23 protein-coding genes are annotated in these 22,775 nt (G+C 37.0%); 13 read left to right on the top strand and 10 right to left on the bottom strand.

From position 1 onward, the window contains the following. The first annotated feature begins 90 nt into the window (after nucleotides 1-90). On the top strand, nucleotides 91-921 hold the full coding sequence (locus A3Q33_RS11735) for a LysR family transcriptional regulator (protein ID WP_081180103.1): 831 nt from the start codon (nucleotides 91-93) through the stop codon (nucleotides 919-921). A 191-nt stretch (nucleotides 922-1,112) separates the two neighbouring features. Continuing rightward, nucleotides 1,113-2,219 (top strand): phosphotransferase enzyme family protein, encoded by a 1,107-nt coding sequence (locus A3Q33_RS11730; protein ID WP_081180102.1) that lies wholly within the window; start codon nucleotides 1,113-1,115, stop codon nucleotides 2,217-2,219. A 464-nt stretch (nucleotides 2,220-2,683) separates the two neighbouring features. Here A3Q33_RS11730 and A3Q33_RS11725 read toward each other — a convergent pair whose 3' ends face one another. The 4 genes from A3Q33_RS11725 to A3Q33_RS11710 all read right to left on the bottom strand — a co-directional run bounded on the left by A3Q33_RS11725 (nucleotide 2,684) and on the right by A3Q33_RS11710 (nucleotide 5,159). Continuing rightward, nucleotides 2,684-3,088, bottom strand: a complete 405-nt coding sequence (locus A3Q33_RS11725) for a hypothetical protein (RefSeq protein ID WP_081180101.1) — start codon at nucleotides 3,086-3,088, stop codon at nucleotides 2,684-2,686. A 117-nt stretch (nucleotides 3,089-3,205) separates the two neighbouring features. Continuing rightward, a complete protein-coding gene (locus A3Q33_RS11720; RefSeq protein WP_081180100.1) occupies nucleotides 3,206-3,481 on the bottom strand; it encodes a hypothetical protein in 276 nt (91 codons plus the stop codon). A 134-nt stretch (nucleotides 3,482-3,615) separates the two neighbouring features. Then, the gene (locus tag A3Q33_RS11715) at nucleotides 3,616-4,515 is read right to left on the bottom strand and encodes a hypothetical protein (protein ID WP_081180099.1); all 900 of its coding nucleotides are present in this window, start codon (nucleotides 4,513-4,515) and stop codon (nucleotides 3,616-3,618) included. Nucleotides 4,516-4,841: 326 nt separating this feature from the next. After that, entirely contained in the window at nucleotides 4,842-5,159 is a 318-nt protein-coding gene (locus A3Q33_RS11710) for a hypothetical protein (protein ID WP_155866762.1), read from the bottom strand. A gap of 78 nt (nucleotides 5,160-5,237) precedes the next feature. On the opposite strand from A3Q33_RS11710, the gene A3Q33_RS11705 reads away from it, so the two are divergent. The 5 genes from A3Q33_RS11705 to A3Q33_RS11690 all read left to right on the top strand — a co-directional run bounded on the left by A3Q33_RS11705 (nucleotide 5,238) and on the right by A3Q33_RS11690 (nucleotide 9,996). Continuing rightward, entirely contained in the window at nucleotides 5,238-6,596 is a 1,359-nt protein-coding gene (locus A3Q33_RS11705; RefSeq protein WP_081180097.1) for a DASH family cryptochrome, read from the top strand. 1 nt (nucleotide 6,597) lies between these two features. After that, a complete protein-coding gene (locus A3Q33_RS21050; RefSeq protein ID WP_353615501.1) occupies nucleotides 6,598-7,110 on the top strand; it encodes a deoxyribodipyrimidine photo-lyase in 513 nt (170 codons plus the stop codon). Between the two features lie 48 nt (nucleotides 7,111-7,158). Continuing rightward, nucleotides 7,159-8,172 (top strand): FAD-binding domain-containing protein, encoded by a 1,014-nt coding sequence (locus tag A3Q33_RS21045; RefSeq protein ID WP_353615500.1) that lies wholly within the window; start codon nucleotides 7,159-7,161, stop codon nucleotides 8,170-8,172. Between the two features lie 15 nt (nucleotides 8,173-8,187). After that, nucleotides 8,188-8,340 carry a DUF2256 domain-containing protein gene (locus A3Q33_RS11695; protein WP_081180096.1) on the top strand — a complete coding sequence of 51 codons (153 nt, stop codon included), beginning with the start codon at nucleotides 8,188-8,190 and terminating at the stop codon, nucleotides 8,338-8,340. Between the two features lie 105 nt (nucleotides 8,341-8,445). Next, on the top strand, nucleotides 8,446-9,996 hold the full coding sequence (locus A3Q33_RS11690) for a cryptochrome/photolyase family protein (protein ID WP_081180095.1): 1,551 nt from the start codon (nucleotides 8,446-8,448) through the stop codon (nucleotides 9,994-9,996). Nucleotides 9,997-10,065: 69 nt separating this feature from the next. Here A3Q33_RS11690 and A3Q33_RS11685 read toward each other — a convergent pair whose 3' ends face one another. Then, the gene (locus A3Q33_RS11685) at nucleotides 10,066-10,989 is read right to left on the bottom strand and encodes a hypothetical protein (RefSeq protein ID WP_081180094.1); all 924 of its coding nucleotides are present in this window, start codon (nucleotides 10,987-10,989) and stop codon (nucleotides 10,066-10,068) included. 172 nt (nucleotides 10,990-11,161) lie between these two features. On the opposite strand from A3Q33_RS11685, the gene A3Q33_RS11680 reads away from it, so the two are divergent. The 4 genes from A3Q33_RS11680 to A3Q33_RS11665 all read left to right on the top strand — a co-directional run bounded on the left by A3Q33_RS11680 (nucleotide 11,162) and on the right by A3Q33_RS11665 (nucleotide 13,862). After that, a complete protein-coding gene (locus A3Q33_RS11680; RefSeq protein ID WP_081180093.1) occupies nucleotides 11,162-11,446 on the top strand; it encodes a damage-inducible protein J in 285 nt (94 codons plus the stop codon). Next, nucleotides 11,443-11,721 carry a type II toxin-antitoxin system RelE/ParE family toxin gene (locus A3Q33_RS11675; RefSeq protein ID WP_081180092.1) on the top strand — a complete coding sequence of 93 codons (279 nt, stop codon included), beginning with the start codon at nucleotides 11,443-11,445 and terminating at the stop codon, nucleotides 11,719-11,721. The genes A3Q33_RS11680 and A3Q33_RS11675 overlap by 4 nt, the downstream gene beginning before the upstream one ends. A 198-nt stretch (nucleotides 11,722-11,919) precedes the next feature. Next, a complete protein-coding gene (locus A3Q33_RS11670) occupies nucleotides 11,920-12,807 on the top strand; it encodes a tyrosine-type recombinase/integrase (protein ID WP_081178441.1) in 888 nt (295 codons plus the stop codon). Then, nucleotides 12,804-13,862: an IS91 family transposase gene (locus tag A3Q33_RS11665; protein WP_081180091.1), complete on the top strand. Its 1,059-nt coding sequence runs from the start codon at nucleotides 12,804-12,806 to the stop codon at nucleotides 13,860-13,862. The genes A3Q33_RS11670 and A3Q33_RS11665 overlap by 4 nt, the downstream gene beginning before the upstream one ends. A gap of 567 nt (nucleotides 13,863-14,429) precedes the next feature. Here the strand turns inward: A3Q33_RS11665 and A3Q33_RS11655 are convergent. From A3Q33_RS11655 to A3Q33_RS11640, 4 genes are all read right to left on the bottom strand, one after another. After that, a protein-coding gene (locus A3Q33_RS11655; RefSeq protein ID WP_502687248.1) for an IS630 family transposase occupies nucleotides 14,430-15,396 on the bottom strand; the annotation gives its coding sequence in 2 pieces (ribosomal slippage) (nucleotides 14,430-14,997 and nucleotides 14,996-15,396; 969 coding nt in all). A 278-nt stretch (nucleotides 15,397-15,674) separates the two neighbouring features. Then, entirely contained in the window at nucleotides 15,675-17,348 is a 1,674-nt protein-coding gene (locus A3Q33_RS11650) for an RluA family pseudouridine synthase (RefSeq protein WP_081180089.1), read from the bottom strand. Nucleotides 17,349-17,601: 253 nt separating this feature from the next. Beyond that, complete coding sequence (locus A3Q33_RS11645; protein ID WP_081180088.1) at nucleotides 17,602-18,729, bottom strand: OprD family outer membrane porin; 1,128 nt, start codon at nucleotides 18,727-18,729, stop codon at nucleotides 17,602-17,604. Between the two features lie 338 nt (nucleotides 18,730-19,067). Next, nucleotides 19,068-19,352, bottom strand: a complete 285-nt coding sequence (locus A3Q33_RS11640; protein ID WP_081180087.1) for a hypothetical protein — start codon at nucleotides 19,350-19,352, stop codon at nucleotides 19,068-19,070. Nucleotides 19,353-20,009: 657 nt separating this feature from the next. On the opposite strand from A3Q33_RS11640, the gene A3Q33_RS11635 reads away from it, so the two are divergent. After that, nucleotides 20,010-21,128, top strand: a complete 1,119-nt coding sequence (locus tag A3Q33_RS11635; RefSeq protein ID WP_081180086.1) for a GGDEF domain-containing protein — start codon at nucleotides 20,010-20,012, stop codon at nucleotides 21,126-21,128. A gap of 346 nt (nucleotides 21,129-21,474) precedes the next feature. Beyond that, nucleotides 21,475-22,257 (top strand): S1/P1 nuclease, encoded by a 783-nt coding sequence (locus tag A3Q33_RS11630; protein WP_081180085.1) that lies wholly within the window; start codon nucleotides 21,475-21,477, stop codon nucleotides 22,255-22,257. 62 nt (nucleotides 22,258-22,319) lie between these two features. On the opposite strand, the gene A3Q33_RS11625 is transcribed toward A3Q33_RS11630, so the two are convergent. Next, nucleotides 22,320-22,715, bottom strand: coding sequence for a DUF3461 family protein (locus A3Q33_RS11625; protein ID WP_081180084.1), 396 nt, complete (start codon nucleotides 22,713-22,715; stop codon nucleotides 22,320-22,322). Between the last annotated feature and the right edge of the window lie 60 nt (nucleotides 22,716-22,775).

The following is a 22,775-nucleotide window of genomic DNA, read 5'->3' as shown; positions in this document are numbered from 1 at the left end:
AAATAATAAGCAAATACTAGCCAAAGTTAAAACATTATTTACCTTTAACTGATATAGTTTAAAGCTATACCTAAGCCAACTAAGTTTATTATGGATTTAAAGTCACTGAAGTATTTTATTTCGGTCTATGAGCTAAAAAGTTTTAGTGCTGCTGCAAAAGCATGTTTTATCGCTCAGCCTTCAATATCAGCAGCAATAGCCCAACTTGAGCAACAACTTAAAGTGCAACTTTTTATTCGTCATGCGCGTGGCGTAACGCCTTCAGAGCAAGGTAAAAAATTATTTCCATTGGCGAAACAGTTGTTAGGACAAGCAGGCGCAATTAAAAGCGTTTTTTCAGAAAAAACCAATAAGCACCCCTTCAACCTAGGTGTTACTCGCGGCTTAGGTGTCGAACGCATGAGCTTATTGTTAAAAGAATTTACCTCCGCAAACCCTTCTGTCGAATTGACTTTAGTACCACATACTGAAAATGTTGATGCACGCATTATTTTAAAAGATGAACTCCATGAAAATGAGCAGTACATTGACATGTGGCATGAAGATTACTTACTTGCCCTACCGTATGATCATATATTAGCACTTAAAGATACCGTTACAATTCAACAGCTAGACGGCTTACCTTTTATTCAGCGTACGCCTTGCAGTGCTTGGGATCACCTACAAGACACTTTAGCGATCTCAGGCGTTAGCCTTGATGTACGGGCAAAAATAACAACCATCGATTATGCACTTGGCTTGGTACATGCTGGTTTAGGCTGCGCATTTTTACCCGCGCATAGTGAAATTATTAAACGCAGTGACGTAGTTTTCAGGCCTATAGTTGGCTTGCAATCAACCCGTGAAATTGTATTAGCTTACACCGCATCGTCAAAAGCTATTAATAATTTAAAACGATTAGCCCATAAACATGCGCATTAAGCATAGCGGGTCATCGATGAATTTTATGTTTTACTAAACAACCCCCTAACGAAACAATTATAACCAGCCAACCTTTACAGCAACACTGTATCAAAGTAATGAAAACTTCCCATATAATCAGCTATGCCTTAACATACAGACAACATTAGGCGCCTATATGTCGTCATATTCTCAGAAGTTATTCACCCAACATGACTCAGTCCATAACGAATGAAATATTAGCCTTAGTATTACCGAAATTTGGTTATTCTATTGATGATTGCCAAATATCTTTATTGGGTAATGGCCTAATAAACAACACATACTTAGTAAAAACCACTGATAAAACCTTTGTTTTACAATGTTTAAATCAACAGGTTTTTACTTCGCCACTGAATGTAACAAACAATGCCGACCAGATCAGTTCGCACTTACAGGTTAAGTCGGATAATAACCGCTATGCTTTAACGCCTGTTTGCCAGCTACGTACTACAGACAATAAAAACCATGTTGTTGTACAAGGACAATATTGGCGCAGTCTGCATTACATTCCCAACTGTTATACTGTTGAGTCAATAGCTAACGTAGAGCAAGCAAGCACTGTCGCCAATGCCTTTGCACAATTTACAGCTGCACTCAGTGATTTTAACAGCGAAAGTCTAGCAGAAATCATTACACAGTTTCATGATTTGTCGATGCGAATAGTACAGCTTAACCAAGCAATAGATAACGCGTCAAAGCCATTATTAATTGCCGCTCAAGCAAGTATTCAGTTTATTCAATCTCAGCAAAATTTTATCGACAATATTGTAAAAACAACGAAAAGCTTACCCTTGCGTGTCACCCATAACGACACAAAAATTAACAACCTACTTTTTAGCACAGAGACTAACAAACCAGTCGCGGTGATTGACTTAGACACTTGTATGGCAGGTTATTTGATGCATGATTTTGGCGACATGGTACGCACTTGCTGTGCATCCATTGCCGAAGATAGTGCTGATCTCGATAATATGTCAATTGATTGGAATATGCTAACGGCACTCACAAGTGCTTATGTTGCAGGTTTTAATGGCTCACTAAGTGAAATTGAACGAACGAGCTTATTATGTGGCATCAAATTGATGCCCTTTATGCTCAGCACCCGTTTTTTAACTGACTTCTTAAATGGCGATCGATATTTTAAAACCACTTATGCCCGCCACAATTTAGTCAGAGCAGAAAATCAATTACAACTCTATAAATTATTTTGCCAGCAAGAGTCTTTGTTAACAGACATTGTACTATCAACGCCTGCACTAAACGCTACGTATAAATAAAGCTTAATTAGCCCATACTAGAACTAATATTATGTTAGCTGGTTGTACGACTGAATAACTCAGCAGAAATAACTACGAAGAGTAGATTTTATTATTTAAAGCTACCAAGCTTTAAGTTGATCTTATGGCTACTTTCACGACATTGCGGACATTAGGTGTTTGTTGTGGTTTACGGCAGCAGATAACAAAGACGACATTAACTTTTGTTAACTTATAAACATATTAGGGGTGAATTTTAACTACAAATCACTCGATGTTTCAGGGACTGATGTAAGGTCATAGCGGCCAGTTTTTTTCATCTCAGAACGCTAATTATATTTGTTGTCCACCTCAGGGCGTGTTGTTAGCCGTACTTTTAAATGAATAAATTCTGATTCCAAGTATGCTTTTATTTACTATGAATTCAACTTTATCACCTTTTTGATACGAACCAACAATATCTTTATTAACACAGATTCCAAATTTTAAAAAATATCCATATCCGTAAATGCAATTTTATTATGACATCTTCTACTTCTGCTATCTACTGAACTAACAGTAGTTAATATTTTTTCATTGGGCGATAGAAATAGTGAAATTTGGACTGGTAAACCAATAGAAAGGGGTAACCAAAATATTGCTGGAAATATAAAGATTATGCCCAGAATAGCTATCGGTTTTTTAACTTCACCATATTTAGTTTTAGTTAACCTAATTGGGGATTTAAACATAATAATAGCTAAGTAAATCGTTGCTAGCTGTACAAATGCATACATTGATAAAGCAATAGAACTAGAAGGGTAAAACCAAGATCTTGAGCCATAAAACATTAAAAATATAAAATAAAAAGCAATAAAAATAGAGATAATATCTTTTCGACTAAATTTCACCACAAATCCTTGCACCAACGCCTCATTCAGAGGCAATAAAATGGCTGGTTAAAATTAGCGAGGCACGAGCAAAAACCAGCTGTTTTTTGTCCTGCTGAAATGACTTATAGTTTTTGGTTAGCTACACTTTATCTGTTTTTCACCGATATGGTAGATATTATTAACTAAAACATATGTACCTGAAATTATAGCGGATGTTGGTATAGTAATAATTGCCAATAACTCATCATTCCACTCATAAAAGCTAGTATCACCATCAGTTAAATTAACTAACTTTAATACCTTCATATCACTCGATAATGCGCATTTATATTTTTGAGAGCGGTATTTTTCTGGTAATACTACACAGGCTGAGCAACTTAATATTAAAAGTAACAATACTATTTTATACATATTCTAAATCCTTTTAAGCACCCTTGATGCTTTGAAAAAACTAAAACGCCGCGTTAATCGGACTAAAATTGTTGGTTATAATGTGTAGCGAAGCGAAACCTAACCAACTGTTTTAGTTCCGTTTAAACGCCTTGTTAGCAATATGGTTCCACAGGTTCTGCAAAACTATATGTACCGTTCAAATGTAACGATTTCGCTAATTCAATCTTACAATTACTTTCAAAATAATCCCCTTCTTCATCCCAAACATCTTTCATATAAAAATAGTCTTGGGACTGAAAACCGTCATTAAAACTCAAAAGGATTGTTTGAATATAAATCGCACTTGCTCTGCATGCATGAAAAAGTAAATTTAATAAATTTCTCTTTTTATCTTCTCCCCCCCAATATTCCGGATTATCTATTATTGGAAAAACCCCATGAGCAATATGATTTCTTAGATTCCTAATAAAATGTAATCCAGCGCTGTTATCGGTTTGCTTTACATCAACTATGCCATTGACTGTTAATGAGAAGTGCTTAATGTACTTTCCAAAGGTTATCTCTAAGTTTCTCATTATATGGAAAAAATTTTCAGGTAAAGATTCTTTAGGGATAAGGTCAATAACGACGGTAGATCTCATGCTTGGCTCCCTAAGTCTTTTATTTTTAGGCATATTAATTACAGAGTCTAAAGAATGATATTCCTTATCTATAAACCGATAAGCTTCTTCCATTGCATTTGTAACATACATAAAACGAGTTAAAGCTGTAGAGTATTCTGTAAAATGTTCTTCATCTAAAGCCTCATCATCAACTTCTGAAGGGCAATACATTTCAGACATTTCATCTCTATAACGCCACCACTCCATATCAACTTTTTTTAAATGGGAAGCAAGCTTTAGCCAGTCGCCAATAACTGATGTTTTAACTATTCGAGTAGAGCCATGTTGAGTAAATTCAACTGAGTTACCTAAATACTTGCAAAGCTCTGAAAGCTCAAAAAGATGTGATTTTAAAGGTTTATTTTGAATACAAGTAGGACACTTAGTCATTCAACACTCCGTATCGATAATATTGCTAGACACAATGACTCCCCACGAGGTGCTAGCCTCTGAACGTGGGTTAGTTTTACAAACCAGAGCCATAATTAGTTAATAGTGACACTCATTCTAAATAAAATCTAATCACATAACATCGATATTATAATATCTTGCTAATTGTCATGATCAAATGGCGATTTTGTCAAAAGATAGAAACGAAATTATCACTTTAGCTCCAAGCTGCACTAAAACATCAATTTTCTGGTAAGTATCACCCTCAAGTAATGACGCGTTGAATTTATGTTGTTGTGTTTCAATAAAATCGGAAAATCGTGTGTTTACGCAAAGAGTTTATTGCAATGACTTAAGTTTTGTCGTCGCTTTATTTGTTGATGCTCACAATAATCACTGAGCACGTCTTCGTGACCTATGGCGCCATGAAGTTGAGTTCTAAATTCTGTCGTGATGATTAACCAGTTTTCAGCCGATATGCTTAATCGGTTGAGTATGCTCGGTAGGCTTTCTTCGATGAAACCGGGTTTACCCTCTCTTATGCAACGTCCGGTTAATTCAATTAATTGTAGGTAGTCACTGAGTTCAAACGGTAAGCCCTTGGGCATATTTTCTCTTGGGTTACCGACGAAGGGCATGAGCATATTGGGTTGTATCGCCCTTTTATGATCTCTTCTGTTACTTCGCTCGTATAAAATTTTTTAAGCTTAAGAACTTGAACGATGAAGCGTACTTTGTATTGGGTGACAAAAGATCTGCGTATTAATGGCAATGCGGCACTTAATTTGGCTAGCCAAGCTGAAAAATTACTGTGCGTATATGTTGTAGATAAACAGTGGTTTGAAGCGAGTAACTTTCAATCAAAACATTTAGGTAATGCTAGATGGCAATTTTTACAAAGTTGCCTAAATGACCTTGAGCAACAATTAAAAGCAATGGGTCAGCAATTGTATATCGTATATGGCGATAGCTTAACTACCTTATGTCAGCTTTGTGATAAATATCAAATTACAGACTTTATTACGACTCGCTTACCAGGTACTTATGAAAATAGACTGATTAGCCAACTCAGAGAAAATTTGCCTCAATTAAGTTTTAATTTGGTTGAACAATTTACTTTATTCACCGAGAAATCATTGCCTTTTGAACTTGAAAATCTTCCTGCGAGTTATTCAAAATTTAGAAAACTATTGCCTGAAGCCAGTTCGATAGATCTGCAGCCTGCTATTGAATTTTTACCAAACAAGTTTGAATCACTGCCTGAAATGTCAAACTTTAAGCCTAACTGGTTGCCTGTAGTCGCATTTAACGAAAATAAACAGGGGGCTAAGTTTAATGGTGGCGAGCAATATGGTTTAAAGCATCTTGAACAGTACTTTGCATCCACTTTACCGTCAGATTATAAACAAGTTAGAAATAGCTTAGCCGGATGGGAAAATAGCAGCAAGTTATCAGCTTGGTTAAGTTATGGCTGTATATCTGCCCGACAAGTGGTTAATTATATTAAACAATACGAGCTACTCAGTGGTAAAAATAGTTCGACAGAATGTTTGTATTTAGAAATTTTATGGCGTGAGTACTTTCAATGGCTTCATTTTAAAGTGGGGCCGAAAATGTATCAATTTAAAGGCATTTCAGAGCAAAAACCGCTTACTACCTACTATGCTGAACGATTTAATAAATGGTGTTTTTCAAATACCCCTAGCAGTTTAATCAATGCGTGTATGAACGAACTGCGACTCACAGGATATTTAAGTAATAGAGGTCGCCAAATTGTTGCCAGCTACCTTGTTAACGAATTAGGTATTGATTGGCGATATGGTGCCGCTTGGTTTGAAGAACGCTTAATAGATTATGATGCTGCGGTTAATTGGGGCAATTGGCAATATATCGCCGGTGTTGGCGCTGACCCTAGAGGAGGTCGCCATTTTAATATAGAGAAACAAAGCGAAATTTTTGATCCCGATCGAGTCTATCAGGCTGCGTGGACAGAAAATATCGAAATTTCTAGCTGCCAAACACTAGACTCTGTTGATGCCTCAGATTGGCCAGTACAAGCCAAACATAATAATGGCAACTAACATGCTGATAGATAATGGCGCCCAAAAACTACAAGAAAATGTGCACAAAGACAGCGTTAACATTGTTTGGTTAAAGCGTGATTTAAGACTAAGCGATCACGAACCTCTTGCAGAATCTACGCAAGCTGGATTAACACTTATATATTACGTATTTGAACCTTTATTAATCGATGATCCTCATTATGAAGAGCGACATTGGCGGTTTATTTGGCAATCAATTCAAGACCTCAACATTCAGCTATCGCCATTTAACACTAAGATTTATGTTTACTATGGTGATGCAATAGATGGCTTGAATGAAATTCAGAAAATCTTTAAAGTGGCGAATCTATATAGCCATGAAGAAGTAGGGTTATTATCTACCTTCAACCGAGACAAAGCCGTAAAAAGTTGGTGTAAAACACAGAATATTACTTGGTTTGAAAGTGCCACAGGTGCAGTAATGCGTGGTATGAAGAACAGAAATAAGTGGGATAGTCATTGGCAAAAAGTAATGAAAGCTGAATTGAGCTAGGCCGTTTTATCATCAACAGGATTAGTGAGTGTTGAAAGACTAGCGAGCTTGCCCGAATTTATTTTACCTGTTTCATGGACTCAGCCGAACAAGTTTATGCTAAAGGGCGGTGAAACATGGGCACATAAAATGTTGCAATCATTCTTTGCTGAGCGTGGAAAAAACTATCAATATGATATTTCGAAACCACATGAAAGTCGTAAAAGTTGTTCACGTTTATCGCCTTATTTAGCTTGGGGAAATATCAGTGTACGGCAGTTTTACCAAAGCATTTTATTGAAAAGAACTGAAAAGGGCTGGAAACGCTCTATTGATGCTGTGGCTTCTCGTTTGCATTGGCATTGTCATTTTATACAAAAATTTGAAAGCGAACATCAAATGCAATGGCGCCCCGTTAATAAAGCTTACAGCGAGTTAACCTATCCTAAAGTTCATCTTGGCCTTACTATTGAAGAACGACTAATAAAATGGCAACAAGGTGAAACCGGCTATCCGTTAGTCGATGCATGTATGTTATGTCTAATAAAAACTGGCTATATAAACTTTAGAATGCGAGCAATGTTAGTTAGTTTTCTATGTCACCATTTATTACTTGATTGGCGCTTAGGTGTTACTCATCTAGCGAAGTTATTTTTAGATTTTGAGCCAGGTATTCATTATCCACAATTTCAAATGCAGTCAGGGGTAACGGGTACTAATATTATTCGAGTGTATAACCCCGTAAAGCAGTCATTAGAAAAAGATACACAAGGCACATTTATCAGAACATGGTTGCCGAGTTTATCTGAAATACCAAATGAAATGATCCACACACCTTGGGATTTAACGCCTATGGAACAACAGCTTTATCAGTGCCAATTAGGCGTAGATTATCCGTTGCCTATGATAGATATAAATGAAGCTGGTAAAATTGCTCGCGACTTGTTGTGGAGCTTTCAAAAGCGAATAGACACAAGCAAAGAAAGCCAACGTATTTTATCAAAGCATGTGCGTAGAACTAAAAAATCGAGTAAAGCATCGCTATTTATAAAAGACAAAAAAGACAAAAAAGCGATGGGTTAGTGGGAGAAAACATCAATGCATAAAAAATTATTCTTACCAGCTAAATCATGCCTTACCTGTAAACGAGATTTTATATGGCGTAAAAAATGGCAAGGGTGTTGGGAGCAAGTACTTTATTGTTCTGAACGATGTAGACGTAACAAACTAAAGCCTGATAGTGCAAAGTAAGTGTACGACGAGGTTATGATAAGTTGAGCTACCTTGAGCTAACAGTGGTTCTAAGTTTAGCTCCGTAGAAATTGAAACAGTAGATTAATATTATAAGGGTGATTTATGAAGGCCAAGCAGCTCAGACTTTTATTGGGTGATCAGTTAAATGCTAAGCATAGTTGGTTTGAGCATGTTGATGACAATGTTGTTTATGTAATAGCTGAACTGCATCAAGAGGCTAACTACACTAAACACCATATTCAAAAAATAACGGCTTTTTTTGCTGCGATGGCTGATTTTGCACGTTATCTTGAACATGAAGGGCATCAGGTTTGTTATTTAACATTAGATGACACAGATAAATATCAAGACCTTCCTGCGCTGATTCTGGCCTTAACATCTAACTATGGCAGCGAAATATTTACCTTTCAACGACCCGATGAATATCGTTTACGTGCACAATTAAACGCTATGAAAAATCAACATTCACTTAATGTTGTTGAAGTCGATAGTGAGCACTTTTTGTTACCATTTGAAGAGTTACCCGAGCATTTTCAAAAAGCGACACACGTGCGAATGGAAAACTTTTATCGTTATATGCGAACGCGTTTTTCAATTCTGATGAATGGCGCAAAACCTGAAGGTGATGCGTGGAATTTTGATGCGAATAATAGGAAGTCATTTAAAAAGTCTGACCTTAAGGCTATTCCAAAGCCATTGGTCTTCGATAACGACGCTAGTAAATATTTGCAGCGAATAAAAGATCATAAAATTACTACTATTGGTCAGCAATCTTCTACTGTGCCTTACCCTATCAATCGTGAGCAGTCCTTGTCGTTGTTAGACTTTTTTTGTCGATATCAATTAGCTAATTTTGGTAATTTTCAAGATGCGATGACTATCGCCTCACCTTACGCTTGGAGTCTATATCATTCACGGCTGAGTTTTTCACTTAACTGTAAAATGTTGAGTCCTAAGGAGGTTATTGAAACCGCTCTTAACGCCTATGAAAAATCAGCAGGCGCTATAACACTGGCTCAAATTGAAGGTTTTATACGCCAAATTTTAGGTTGGCGGGAATACGTTAGGGGTATGTATTGGTTAAACATGCCTGATTACGCCGAGCAAAACTTTTTAGCTGCTAAAAGAGACTTACCTGACTTCTTTTGGCATGGTGAAACTAAAATGTTGTGCTTAAAAAGTGCAATAACACAATCACTAGATCACGCCTATGCACACCACATTCAACGCTTAATGATCACCGGTAACTTTGCTCTGCTAGCAGGAATATCGCCAAACCAAGTAGATGAGTGGTATTTAGGCATATACATTGATGCCATTGAATGGGTAGAGCTTCCAAATACCCGCAGTATGGCACTTTTTGCTGACGGTGGTTGGATTGCCACAAAGCCATACGCAGCAAGCGGTAACTATGTGAATAAAATGAGCGATTACTGTAAAGGCTGTCAATATAACGTGAAAGAAAAAATTGGTGCCAATGCATGCCCATTGAATAGTTTGTACTGGAACTTTATTGATCATAATTACGACCAGTTCTCTAACAACCAGCGAATGAGTTTTCCCGTTCGTAATTGGGATAAAATGGCACCTGAACAAAAACAAGAAATAAGAGAGAAAGCGGCTGAGTTGTTGAATAATTTAAATGAGATATAGCACTAATTTTTTCTTCGTTTCAATTGTGTACAATTACATCAGAATTGCCAGACATAATCAATTTTTTCGTTAGGTACTCTTTTCAAAAAAGTTGGATATATCAAGTTTATATTCTTGTCTAATGTGTTTCGTCAAACTACCTGACTCACAACTCTTCATTTGATAGACATCCTTAAAAAAGAGCTGAAGCTTATGCATACCTAATTTACTTTCAAGGTATTCAAATATAGTAAGAGAATAAAAATATCTCGCTTCAGCGTTTGATTCATCACTAATTATATCATCAGGGCCAAAGCTGAATGGCCCAGGTGGTGAATAATTGGGATTTTCTTTCATTTTTTGCTTTTGTTCTTCTGTTAATTGTCTATCATAAGCTTCTTGTTTTACTTTAATACCTCCCCATCCCTCCAAGTTAAGGTCACCTTTAAGGTTTTTGTAAGCTAGTTCATATCTGGAGCGTTCATTAATGGCTATTTGGCCATTCCAATATTTGGTCACCTTCAATTCATTCCACATAGCTTGTCCTTCTTCAAACCACCGAGGTGATTCACATGACAAGGCATTTTGAATCGAATGTGTTTGCTCATGACCGATAAATAGATAAAGCTGCTTAATAGTTTTTTTCGATAGCTTATCAGAAGTTTTAGAGGTTACAGCCCACCTAACTGAACCATTTTTTCTTGGAGGGATGTACTTTTCATCTGTCACAAAAGCAACCTCAGCCCATGTTATATCTGACGGCTGTAAACCTGCGTTGAATGCTAGCTTGGAATAGATATCACTTAAAATCATAAGCGATTGAGACGCTAGCCCTTCTAATTCATCATTAAAATAAACTTTAAAAGTAGATTGATTGCTTTTATTTGTAACAGTAAAGCTAGCTAAATCATCTTTAGGCTCTGATTTTTTAATAGTTAATGCTGCATTCACTTGGAAACTAAAAACCAAAGAGAAAGCTATAATTTTTTTTAACATTTTAAATGGAAAAACCATATTTATTGAGTACCTAACACCTCATTAAGAAGCAAATAATATGTTGGCTAAAATCAGCGACACAGGAGCAAAAGCCAACTGTTATTTGTCCTGTTTTAATGACTTATAATTGCCTGTGCGCAATACTAGTGCTAACATTTGTGAGTACACAATGAACTTAAGGTAATATATTATGGACACTCGCATACAATTTAGAGTCGATGAAGAAACTAAACGCTTGGCGCAGTTAATGGCTGAAAGCCAAGGGCGTACATTAAGCGATGCATGTAGAGAGCTTACCGTAGGCTTAGCTGAAGAACAACGAAAAACAATGACCCATGATTTGTGGTTAACAGAACAAATAAATGCTGCATTTGATAAATTTGATAGCGGTAAAGCTAATTTTATGGAACACAATGAAGCTAAAACCCAGATGGAAGTTAGAAAGAACAAGATCCGTAATAGAGATAAAAGATGATTCTTTGGGAAGAAGAATCACTGAATGACCGTGAAAAGATATTTGAATTCTTATTTGATTTTAACCCTAGCGCAGCAGAAAAAACCGACCAAATAATTGAGTCTAAAGTTGAAAATTTACTTGAACATCCGTTAATGGGTGTTCAAAGAGATATTTTTCGTGGACGAATCTTAATTATCCCCGAAGTATCAATGATCGTTTCTTATTGTGTTGATGATGGAACCATCCGTATTATGCGAGTTTTACACCAGAAGCAGAAGTTTCCGCAAGATTAGAAAGGGTAACTAACGCTTACATAAGCGGAAATTATACTTGGCTATATTATTTGAGGAACGAAAAACAGCCAACTGTAAATTTTCCGTTTAATGTTCTTGTTGAACGAAGCCGCTCTGCGGCAGAGTAGCTTTGAAACTACCTTCCATACTCAATAATAACATCGTCATTGTGACGGTGTGTTATTGGAGTATAACCTCATGAATACATCACAAGAGCAACACTATAATTTTCTTTATGAACAACATCTTATCAACTTAAGACTGCAAGGTAAACGTCCTTCAACTATTGATGCTTATGCCCGTGCTGTACGCCGTATAACAGCCTTTTTTGATAAGTCACCTGATACGTTAACAACGGCTGACTTAAAGCTGTATTTCAACAACCTCATTCAAACCCATTCTTGGAGTACCATTAAACTTGACCGTAACGGTTTGCAATTCTTTTACCGCTATACGCTCAATAAACAATGGGAGTGGCTTTCTATCGTCAAGCCTCCTCAAGTAAAACGCATCCCCGATATTTTAACACCCAAGCAAGTGGATGATGTGATTAATCAAACCAAGCAACTTCGCTACCAAGTGTTTTTTATGACCCTTTACAGTATGGGGTTACGCTTAAGCGAAGGCCTTAATTTAACCATACACGATATTGATAAATCGACCATGTTGGTACATGTTCGTGATGGCAAAGGAGGAAAAGACCGCATGGTACCTCTGCCTGAGCTCACCCTCTTAGCGCTAAGGGATTATTGGAAAACTCACCGCCACGAGCGTTTGATTTTTCCTGGAACTCATACAAAAACGAATACGCCTATGGATAAAGGCAGTGTTCAAAAAGCGTTAAAACGTGTGCTTCAAGACTGCCACATTAAAAAACTCATTAGCCCACATTCGCTGCGTCATTGTTATGCTACGCACCTGCTTGAACAGGGGCTTGATTTACGCTCTTTACAGCATCTATTGGGACACGCAAGTCTCAACACCACGGCACGCTACACACAACTCACGAAAGTTAAACAACGTGATATGTCACGCGCGGTAAATCAATTAACAGATAAATTGACCATTACATGGTCGGTAAAATGAGCACCTTTATCGCGTTACTACGTCAACATCATCAAGCCCTTGAAACTCAGTATAGCCGTCAACTATCACATGATATGCGCCAAGCGATTTTTGCCATGCTGTCATGTAAAACGGGGCAACAAGGTCAATCATTATGGGCATGCTCAGCTTGTGAGCATCATGAGAGCCAAGCGCTTTCTTGTGGTCATAGAAACTGCCCACAATGTCAGCAAAGCACAACGTCAACGTGGCTTGAAAGACAAAAACAAAAACGCTTACCTGTGCAATATTACATGACAACCTTTACCTTGCCCTATGAGTTAAGAGCGTTAGCTCGCAAGCGACCTAAAGCCCTATATCAAATAATGTTTAGTGTCAGCGCGTCAATCTTAAAAGATTTTGCACGACGTAATAAGTTAGGGACAATAGGGTTTACGAGTGTTTTACATACCCACAGCAGAAGACGTGAGCTGCATCCTCATATACATATCATAGTGCCCAATGGCGGTTATGATGCAAAACGTAAGCAGTGGAAGCAAGGCAAGCCGGGTTATTTGTTTAATGCGAAGGCACTCGCTAAGGTATGGCGAGCTCGCATATTTGAGGCAATTAACCAACATCCTGAGTTATCGCTGAAAGACATTAACATCATGCCAAAGCAATGGGTCGTTCATTGTAAAAAGGTGGGCTATGGTCTGCCTGCGTTAAAATACCTTTCAAGATACCTTTATCGTGGTGTATTAGCGGACAAAGATATTATCAGCCATGACCATAAAAACGTCACCTTTCGTTATACAAATAGCACCACTAAAAAAACTGAAACACGTACGCTACCCACCTTAACGTTTCTGATGCTGATATTACAGCATGCATTACCTAAAGGGTTACAGCGTGTTCGAGACTATGGTCTCTTATCCTCGGGCGCTAGGAAAATACGATTATTGATACAGTTTTTATTAACCGAGTTTACTCACCTTTTACCGCCAAGCATCACACCATCCAAACCCAAAGCAAAACGGGTTTGTCCGTGCTGTCAGCATCAGATGCTATGTACTGGCGTCATTAGGGCTGGCTAATAAAGAAAGAAAGAAAAGGATGATGGTGTAAACAAACGCTCATGAGGAAATAAATATTCTATGCATAAATAACTGAATTAACAGCGGAAAAACACCCAGGTTTTTCGCTTTGGCTCAGTGCGCCTTGTATTTACATACAAGGCCAACCCACCTTGAAAATCAATCACGCTATTTACTATATAAAGCAGGCTCCGGGCTTGTCCAACACCCGAATAGGTGTCGGCTACGCGACACCTATTCTTATTTGTTAGCCGTTCACTAGAAGCTAATCCCTATTTATGGAAAAAGAAACAGCTTGGATTTTCCAACCTTTTATTGCTTGTACCAGTTGCCAGCTTTATTCCCCCCAATTGTCTTTTTTATTGTTGTCATAGAATATATAGTCAAAATATACAGTGGCAATATTATTGTCAGAGTGTATTTTAATATTATGAAACTCTTCTTTATATGGAGTTTCTTTAGATATGATAAAATCAATAAACTGCGGGGTCACAAACTGCGGGGTCAGGTTCGTTGAAATATCAGCAATGTGCTCAAACCGACATATTATACCAATCTGCATAAGCATTAAATCAGATTAATCCAGTCACGATTGCATAACGACATTACTCTTTTTATGTCACTTCTGAAGATATTCCAAGCATGGCTGCATTCATCAACTATATTTTCATAGCCATTAAAGCATCTATTGGCCAAGCAGTTTTGTCTTAGCCATTGCCACACTTGCTCAATTGGGTTTAACTCTGGGGAATAAGGAGGTAGCTTGATCATGGCTAGATTTTTTAAATCTTCAAATGTGTCTTCCGCATGCCAACCAGCGCCATCCATTACTACAACAGCATATCTACCTTCGGGTGTCGCCTGTGATATTTGTTCTAAATGCTTTTTCATAACGTCTTTATTCATTACAGGTGAGATCAATGCCTCTGTAGCGCCTGTCGAAGGACAAACAGCCCCGAACATGTATGCATATTCGAACTGTTGTTGTCTTACTGCTCTCGGTCTACTACCCGTTTTCGCCCATAACCTTGTTGTTGTATTTTGCTGGCCGAATCGTGCTTCATCTTGAAACCAAACATCAACTTTATCTAAGCTAATATTAAAGGGGATGTTAAGGATCGTTTCCATCTGGAAGCTTTTTAAAAACGTCCTGGACGCTTTGTGATTGCTTAGGATGCTTGGATCGGCTTGTTATCCAGGAGTATCCTAGTTTCTTCAGTATTTTATATACATGATCTCGATGATAATCTATGTCGAATTCTTTTTTGATAAAGGTACAAAAGTCTTGCCCCATAAGTCGACCTCCCTCCGCTGAGCAACTCTGATTTTCAACGTATTGAGCAAGTTGGCTGAGTTGCTTTGGAGAAAGCATGGACGGTCTTCCTTTCGGGCTAACACTATCAAGGCCCGACAAGCCTTTTGACAAATATGCAGTGACCCAACGATTAACACTTGAACGAGCGACTTTTAATGTCGTTGATATATCGGTTCTGCTCAGACCATCTAAAAAATATGAGACAGCAAGCAAACGCATACGCTTTCGCCCATTTTGTTCCTTTCGTGATAACTTGAGTAAATCTACTGAGGTGAGTTGTTCCAAAACGTGGTATCTGCTTCAAAAATAAATAGCATTAGATCACATCTTTGTGCAGATTGGTATTAATCGAGTACTATTATGTTCGCTTGAGGCTCAAAACTGACCTTAGTATAAATAATTTCCATAACTTCATAGAACTTACAACCTTCACTTATTTGCCCTTAAACTTCATCATTAGCAGTTTAGACCAGGATAGCTGTAGTTCGGATATAACACTAGAAATCAGCAGCAACTTCAAACTCTAACTTGGTATGATTAATCGGGTGCGATAGCGATAAGTACTCTGCATGTAAATGTAATCGTTCAGCTTTCAAGCCATAATGATCATCGCCAACAATCGGCATGTTTAAACCCAACTTGTGCGCACAATGTACTCTTAATTGGTGGGTTCGACCGGTTTTAGGGAATAAATGTAATCGTGTGGTGTTATTTTTTCGTTCAAGCACTCGCCAAGTCGTAAGCGCGTGCTTTCCGTGCTGATAGCAAACCATTTGACGAGGTTTATCATCAAAGTCTAATATTAATGGTAACTCGATAGTGCCACTATCTTCGACCACATTCCCTGCGACCAAAGCGACATAACGTTTCTCTATGCTGCGCTCAATAAATTGTTTCTGCAGTGCTTTATGGGCCCTTTTATTGAGGGCAATAATTAACAGTCCAGACGTCGACATATCTAACCGATGTACAATAAGGGGTCCAGATGCTTGTGGAAATTGTGTTTTAATGCGCATATAAACCGAATCTTCAATATTTTTACCCGGCACTGATAAAAACTCAGCCGGCTTATTTACCACCAACATGTCTGAATCTTGATAGACAATGGCTAAGTCTTTGCCATGTGCTGGATTAATTAACAGCGGGTTATCATCGACAAGTAAACCTTCTAACATATGTGTCAAAATAGGCTGGCATTTACTGTAGCAAGAAGGATAGTAATTTTTGTGCTGTCTTACGGCAGATTTTGGCGCATTACCCCACCAAAACTCAGCCATCGCTATGGGCTTTAAGTTATGCTGATAAGCATATTGCAATAATTTAGGTGCGGCACAATCACCTGCACCTGCTGGTGGCGTGCGTTCAGGCAATTCGGCAAAAATAGCACTTAGATCTTTAGCTTCGCCATCAGCATTTAGAAAATTATATTGAGCAAAAAGCTTTTTCTGTAAATTTTTTGATCGTGATTTACGTAGCTTTTTTAACTTAGCAATTTCATCTGTAATTTGCGCTAAAGTTTTTTGTAATAATTCGAGCTTATTTTGTCCGCTTTGCTTGAGTGCTTGCAGTTGTTTTTTCTCTTGAATGCTTTGCCCTGCTAACTCGACTTTTAACTGTTCAAAGTTATCAGCACTTAACTGCCCAACAGCTTGGTTTCTTTGCTGTTTTCTTTGCTGACGGCTAGCCACTATTAGGCTTTGTTGTGCCGATAGTTGTTGCTGATAGGTCGCAGTAGCTTCATTAAGTTCATTAGTAATAACGCTAAGTTGTTGGCTACTTTCTAACTGCTCAATTTCCGCGTTAATATTATTGATGATATTATTTTCAGCTAAAAAAGCAGAGTCTTGTAACTGCATATTAGAAACCGCTGGCACAAAATCAATATCAGCATTTTCGCCCTCTATTTGTCCAGAGTAGGCACTAAGAAAGCCTATTTTACCTTGGCCATTTTGTACCACTAACACACCAAACATTTTACCAACACTAACTTCACTTGCTTTGGTTTTTGTTAAGCACTGAGGTAGCTTTTCAAGCTGCTGCTGTAACTGCTGAACTGCCTCTACGGCAATTTTCTGTGGTTGGTAATAAAATGGGAATGTAAACTTTTCTGGCAGCACTATATTGTCGATCGACTGAGAAAATAACGTAAAACAGGGAGCAAGGTTTGTCATGGCAATATAATGATGAAATGTTAAATTAAGCTATAAATCGAGATAATAACATAATCAGCGTAATGTCACTAAGTAACCTCTGCTAGAGGTAAGTCTGTTTACTGTTAGGTATTTAATTTCGTGTGAAATTACTACTGAAAACTCTTTTGCCAGGTAACTCGTAGGGTGTTGCTATTGAGAAAAGCATTTAAATAACTTGAGTTGCCACTTTGTTTAAAGCGCAACTCAGCTTGTGTACTTTTAAGCTGTAAAATTAAAAATAAACATTGAACATGGCTAAAATCATGTCACCATCATCATGTAAGTGATGATAGGTAAAATCTAATAACATATCGTTGCCAAAATCATAGCTAACAAATAAATCTATTTCATCTTCGCCTTTATCAAAAGCAACATTTAATAAACCAATAGTCAGGTTTTCAATACCACTATAATCAACGCCAATGGCAAGGGCATTTTGATCTAATACACCTGATATGGTGTGATCAGCGGCGTTGGTATAAAACGGTCCGCCACCAAAACCATTGATAATAGTACCCGACACATGGTTATAGGAGGTTGTAAAAGTAAAATCGTTTAAGGCATAGCTGGCCAAAATGCCATATGCATCACCATCAGGTCCGGTGTCGTTATCACTGGTATCTGATTGTTTGCCAAACTGTGCACCAAAGGAAAAGTTATCATATTCAACCGCTGCTTCTACGTAGAAAAAATCAGCTAAGTCATTGGCGTTGTAATACCATGTTTGTAAGGCAATATTTTCAAAACCTTGATACACAACACCTAAAATGTTGACACCATCATGACTATTTATGTTGGTAAAATCTTCTGGTTTATGACTATTAACGCCTGACCATTTAGCTAGGTGCGCAGCATAAATGGTGGTATCTGTAATATCGGTATTGGTCACTAAAACACCCGAAAAAGTATTTTTCACCATACGAACATCATCTGTGTCAGCATGAGGTGAGTCAAAACCAAAGCGCCCAAGTTTCACTTCGGTATTATCAACGTTAGCTTGAAGGTAGGCTTGTCCTAAAATAGCATAGCCATCACCATCAGAGCCAAAAAAGCTGCCTTCATCATCATGGAATAATTTTTGTGTTGTGTATAAACTGCCAGTGCCACTAATACCATGCCAGCTTTCACTGCTATAGCTTAGCTCTGCGCCAATAGCTGAACTTTGTTCACGTGCATTAACTTCATCATCAATCGAGATATAACCGAGGCGAACACGTCCAGAAAACCCAGTATTTAATGCTTCAGGTAATACCGTATCACTTTGCATTTCTGCATTTTCAAAGGCAAAAGTATAAGTAGAGAAGCTACTGGCTATAGCAAAAGCAGCGCTAACGGCTAAAGGTTGTTTAAAAGCATTCATGTCTGGATTAAAAATTGAGTGAAAGTGCGGCAAATATAGAGATTAAATCAGGCAGAATCAATCTTAAATACCAATATAATCTAAAATACTGTGATTAACTGATGATTAGTCAACTTGGTATAACCGCTAAAAATCCAACTGAAGGAATAAACAAACAATCAATCTCATTTCTGTTCGACTAGCATTTAAAGCTGTGGAATAGCTCACCAACCAATTAAATTCGAACATTCTAGACTGGTTTACTTTCATTGAAGTTGAAATTAAAATTGAAGTTAAAGTTAAAGCGTAGAATAAAGGGTTAATAATAAACTATTCATTTTTACCCCTTACTCAATAAACTATTTAATTATTGCAACTCCTGCAACTTCTATTACCGTTTTAGCCTCTGCGCGCTCGATAACCTTAACTAATGTTGTTTGAATTGTTTCGTCTTTTCTCACATCACCGACGCTAGAAAACTTTTCTTCTTGTGCGACTGCACCAGCCTCTAAAATAAAACTAACCACTACCTGCGTTGCACAATTTTCAGACTCACCAAAATAAGCCAAAGTTATTTGAGGGTAACCTTGAAAACCATTTTTAACTTTTTTTGCTATACGCTTTGTCGATTTATCTAAATTCATAATACCTATCCAGAAGAAATACACGCCCATTTAAGGAGCTGATTAAATTGATTGAAATATGCTAAAAAATAACTAGCGATTAACAGCTTCGCTTGAATTATTTGCTAGTTTGCATTACTTTCAAGCTATTGACTAATGATGTTTGCAATATGGCTAGGGAATAACTAACAAAAACTAGCGATATTCCTAACTTATTGCGTACACTGTTTTAACTATACTCGTCCATAGGTATTTAAGCCGCATTACTTAACCCTTTACACCCCTTTACAATGTATAATTTTATATGCGAAATAGACTAGCTGAATTATCTATAAAATAGCTTGCTACTAAGTTTTTAAACGAATCTCTTTAATAGATGAGATTTAAGTGAGTGAACTAAAATCACGGTCAGTTTGCGACAGACTCTAGTTTAAAAGCTTTCTCGCTAGACAAAGATAGTAAGCGATTAAAATATTTAGCAAAAATGCATTTTTTTATAACACATCTCTTATTATGCGTCTAAATTAAACATCAACAACAAAAGTGACAAAAATAGTTATATACTTAAAATAAAGCGGCACTACTATTAACTTATCAATCGTTATCGTTGTTAATAATTCCAGCACGAAAAAAACAAAATAACTATACTTTCTTAACCTCTAATTAAGTTTATATTATATGAATAAAGAAGTTAAAAACGAGTACGAAAATTTAAAAAGTGAAGATAATTTTTTGCATTTTTTGATGACTCAATGTTTAGGCATGAGACGTTGGGCCTTAACGGCATCGTTACTTTTATATATCGTTTTTGCTGTTATGGACGTGATCAAATTTCCCAGTGAAGTTTACTCATTAACCTTAACAACCCGTTTTATTTTAGTCATAGTACCCTTACTATATTTAAATTTTGTTTATTGGTTCTTTCCTCCTATTTCGATACGCTCAAACCTTCTGATATTATTACTGGTTTACATAGGCAGTGGGTTAACTCACTCTTTAATTTACTACCTTTCTGAAATATACAATTTTCCATTTTCCGAACTGGGTTTAGTACTGATATTAATGTTTGGCTGTTTACTCTTAATGATGCCCATTAAGCCTGCCGCCATAGCGACTTTCATTATTTTAGCTGTATTTTCCGCTGTAAACTTTCATTTAAATCAACAATTAGCCGATTTAATATTTGCTCTCGTCATTTTGGGTTTTGTTGCTTGTATTTGTCTTACCATTAACGTAATAGGGCAAAAAACACTCTATAAAAATTACTTATTAATCAACCGGCTATACAATGAGTCGATAACCGACGGATTGACAAAACTACATAATAAAAGATCGTTTCAAGAAGAAGTAGTAAGATTAAATGCCATAGCAACTCGAGATAATGCCACTTTAGGCTTAATTCTAATTGATGCTGATAATTTTAAAACCATTAACGATTCATTTGGCCATAGCATCGGCGATGAAGTTCTAATAAGAATAGCGAATGTTATCGATGCGAAATGTCAGCGTGCAGAAGATATTGGTTTTCGTGTGGGTGGCGATGAATTTGCACTTATTCTCTATGGTATAAACAGTGAAAAGCTTGAAGAAATTTGTGTCGACATGGTGAAGAGCGTTGCAAACTTTAACATTATAAATAATCGGAAAAACGTTAAAACGTCGGTGTCATTGGGCGCTGTTTTAAAGTCTGGCACGGCTAAAATTACCAGTGATAATCTTATTGAAGTAGCAGATGAATATTTATATGAAGCGAAAGAGAATGGAAGAAATCAATATTACTTAAGAACTTTTCAATAATGATTATTTGGATAAACACTTGTATTTCCCATCTGTTCACCTTTCATAAGCCTCCCATAATGAGCTATTTTAAAACATACCAACACCCCTAATGTGGCTAGCAAATTCACTATTAACGCTGAGTACATTTACTATTATTTTCTCCATTTCAAAAATAAATTTCGATAACTCGTGATATATTTCCTTCTATATGAGGAAGATAACCACGAAGTTTATCAGCATTATCTGTTGATCACTGTCGATATCTGACCGCAATAAAGCTAAGCGCTTAAAACGCTTTTTCTATTACTTAGATTAAGCCAATATTTTAATAACTGTAATACAAGATCGAAAAGAAGGACTATAAATGATTAACAAAAGTTTAATGGCTGTCATGATAATTACATTATCGCATTTGCCTATAAAAACAGCTTCCGCACTTGGTCCTAATGGACATCGTATAGTTGCAAAAATAGCTGAAGATAACCTAGAACCTGCAGCTAAAAAAGCGCTTATGGAGATCACAAATGGCGACCCATTAGCCAAGTTAGCAAACTGGCCGGATACTATCCGTTCAGATGAAAGTTGGGATTATGCTAAACCTTGGCATTATATATCTATAGATGATGATGAGGAATTTACAGGGCTACACCGGAACAAAGCGGGTGACATACTAAAAGCCCTGTCAGATTTTGAAAAAATACTTCGTGACAAAACAGTCAGCAAAAAAGAAAAATGGCAAGCATTAGCCTTTTACATACATTTTGTCGGTGATATCCACCAACCTTTGCATGTTGGACGCAGAGATGACCGTGGCGGCAATGAAATAACCGTAAAATGGTTTGGGCAACCAACAAAACTTCATGCGGTATGGGACTCATCAATTATTGAAAATCAAAAACTTTCTTACACTGAGTATGCTGATTTTTTAAATAACCAATCTGTAGATACCATTACGTTATGGCAAAACGCTGTTTACTTAGATTGGGCTAAAGATTCTAAAGCTTATAGATCAAATGTTTATAACTTTCCTGAAGATAAAGAATTAGGCTATAAATATGCATATAAAAATACACCAATATTAAATGAGCAAATATCTAAAGCAGGTATACGCCTTGCCGGCATGCTAAATAATATTTTTAGCATCTAATATTTGACATAAAAAAACGCACTTAGGTGCGTTTTATCTTGAACTAACATGTTATTGTTTAGCTACTTTAACTCATTAATTTGACGGCGAATATCATCCATTTTCTCAGTCATGACCTTCTCAAGATGATCTAAGTCTGATATAAACTTTTGTTTTGGATCAATAGGATCACTTTCTTTTCGCTTCGCATCTAAACATTTTAGCTCTTTCAGCGCCGACGCTAATTGGGGGCTAAAATCAACAATACTATCGAATGCTTTTGAACTACGCGCTTCTAATGGAATAGCTTTACGCCCACTCACAAATGAAAACTTTTTGGTTCGTGATAAAAATGACCCTTTAGGACGCTTGTAGTAAATTTTCAATACATCGATGTCACCTTGATGGCGCAAAGTATATCTGTCTACATTGTCAACTGAGGTAACGCCCATTTTATTTAGGGTTGGATATTCAGACATGATTTATACATTCTCATTAAAGCGCACTTTGTTACTAAAAAATGCGATGCTCAAAAAATT

The sequence above is a fragment of the Colwellia sp. PAMC 21821 genome, assembly GCF_002077175.1.
Taxonomy (GTDB): domain Bacteria; phylum Pseudomonadota; class Gammaproteobacteria; order Enterobacterales; family Alteromonadaceae; genus Cognaticolwellia.
This window is presented reverse-complemented; position numbering and strand designations above follow the sequence as displayed.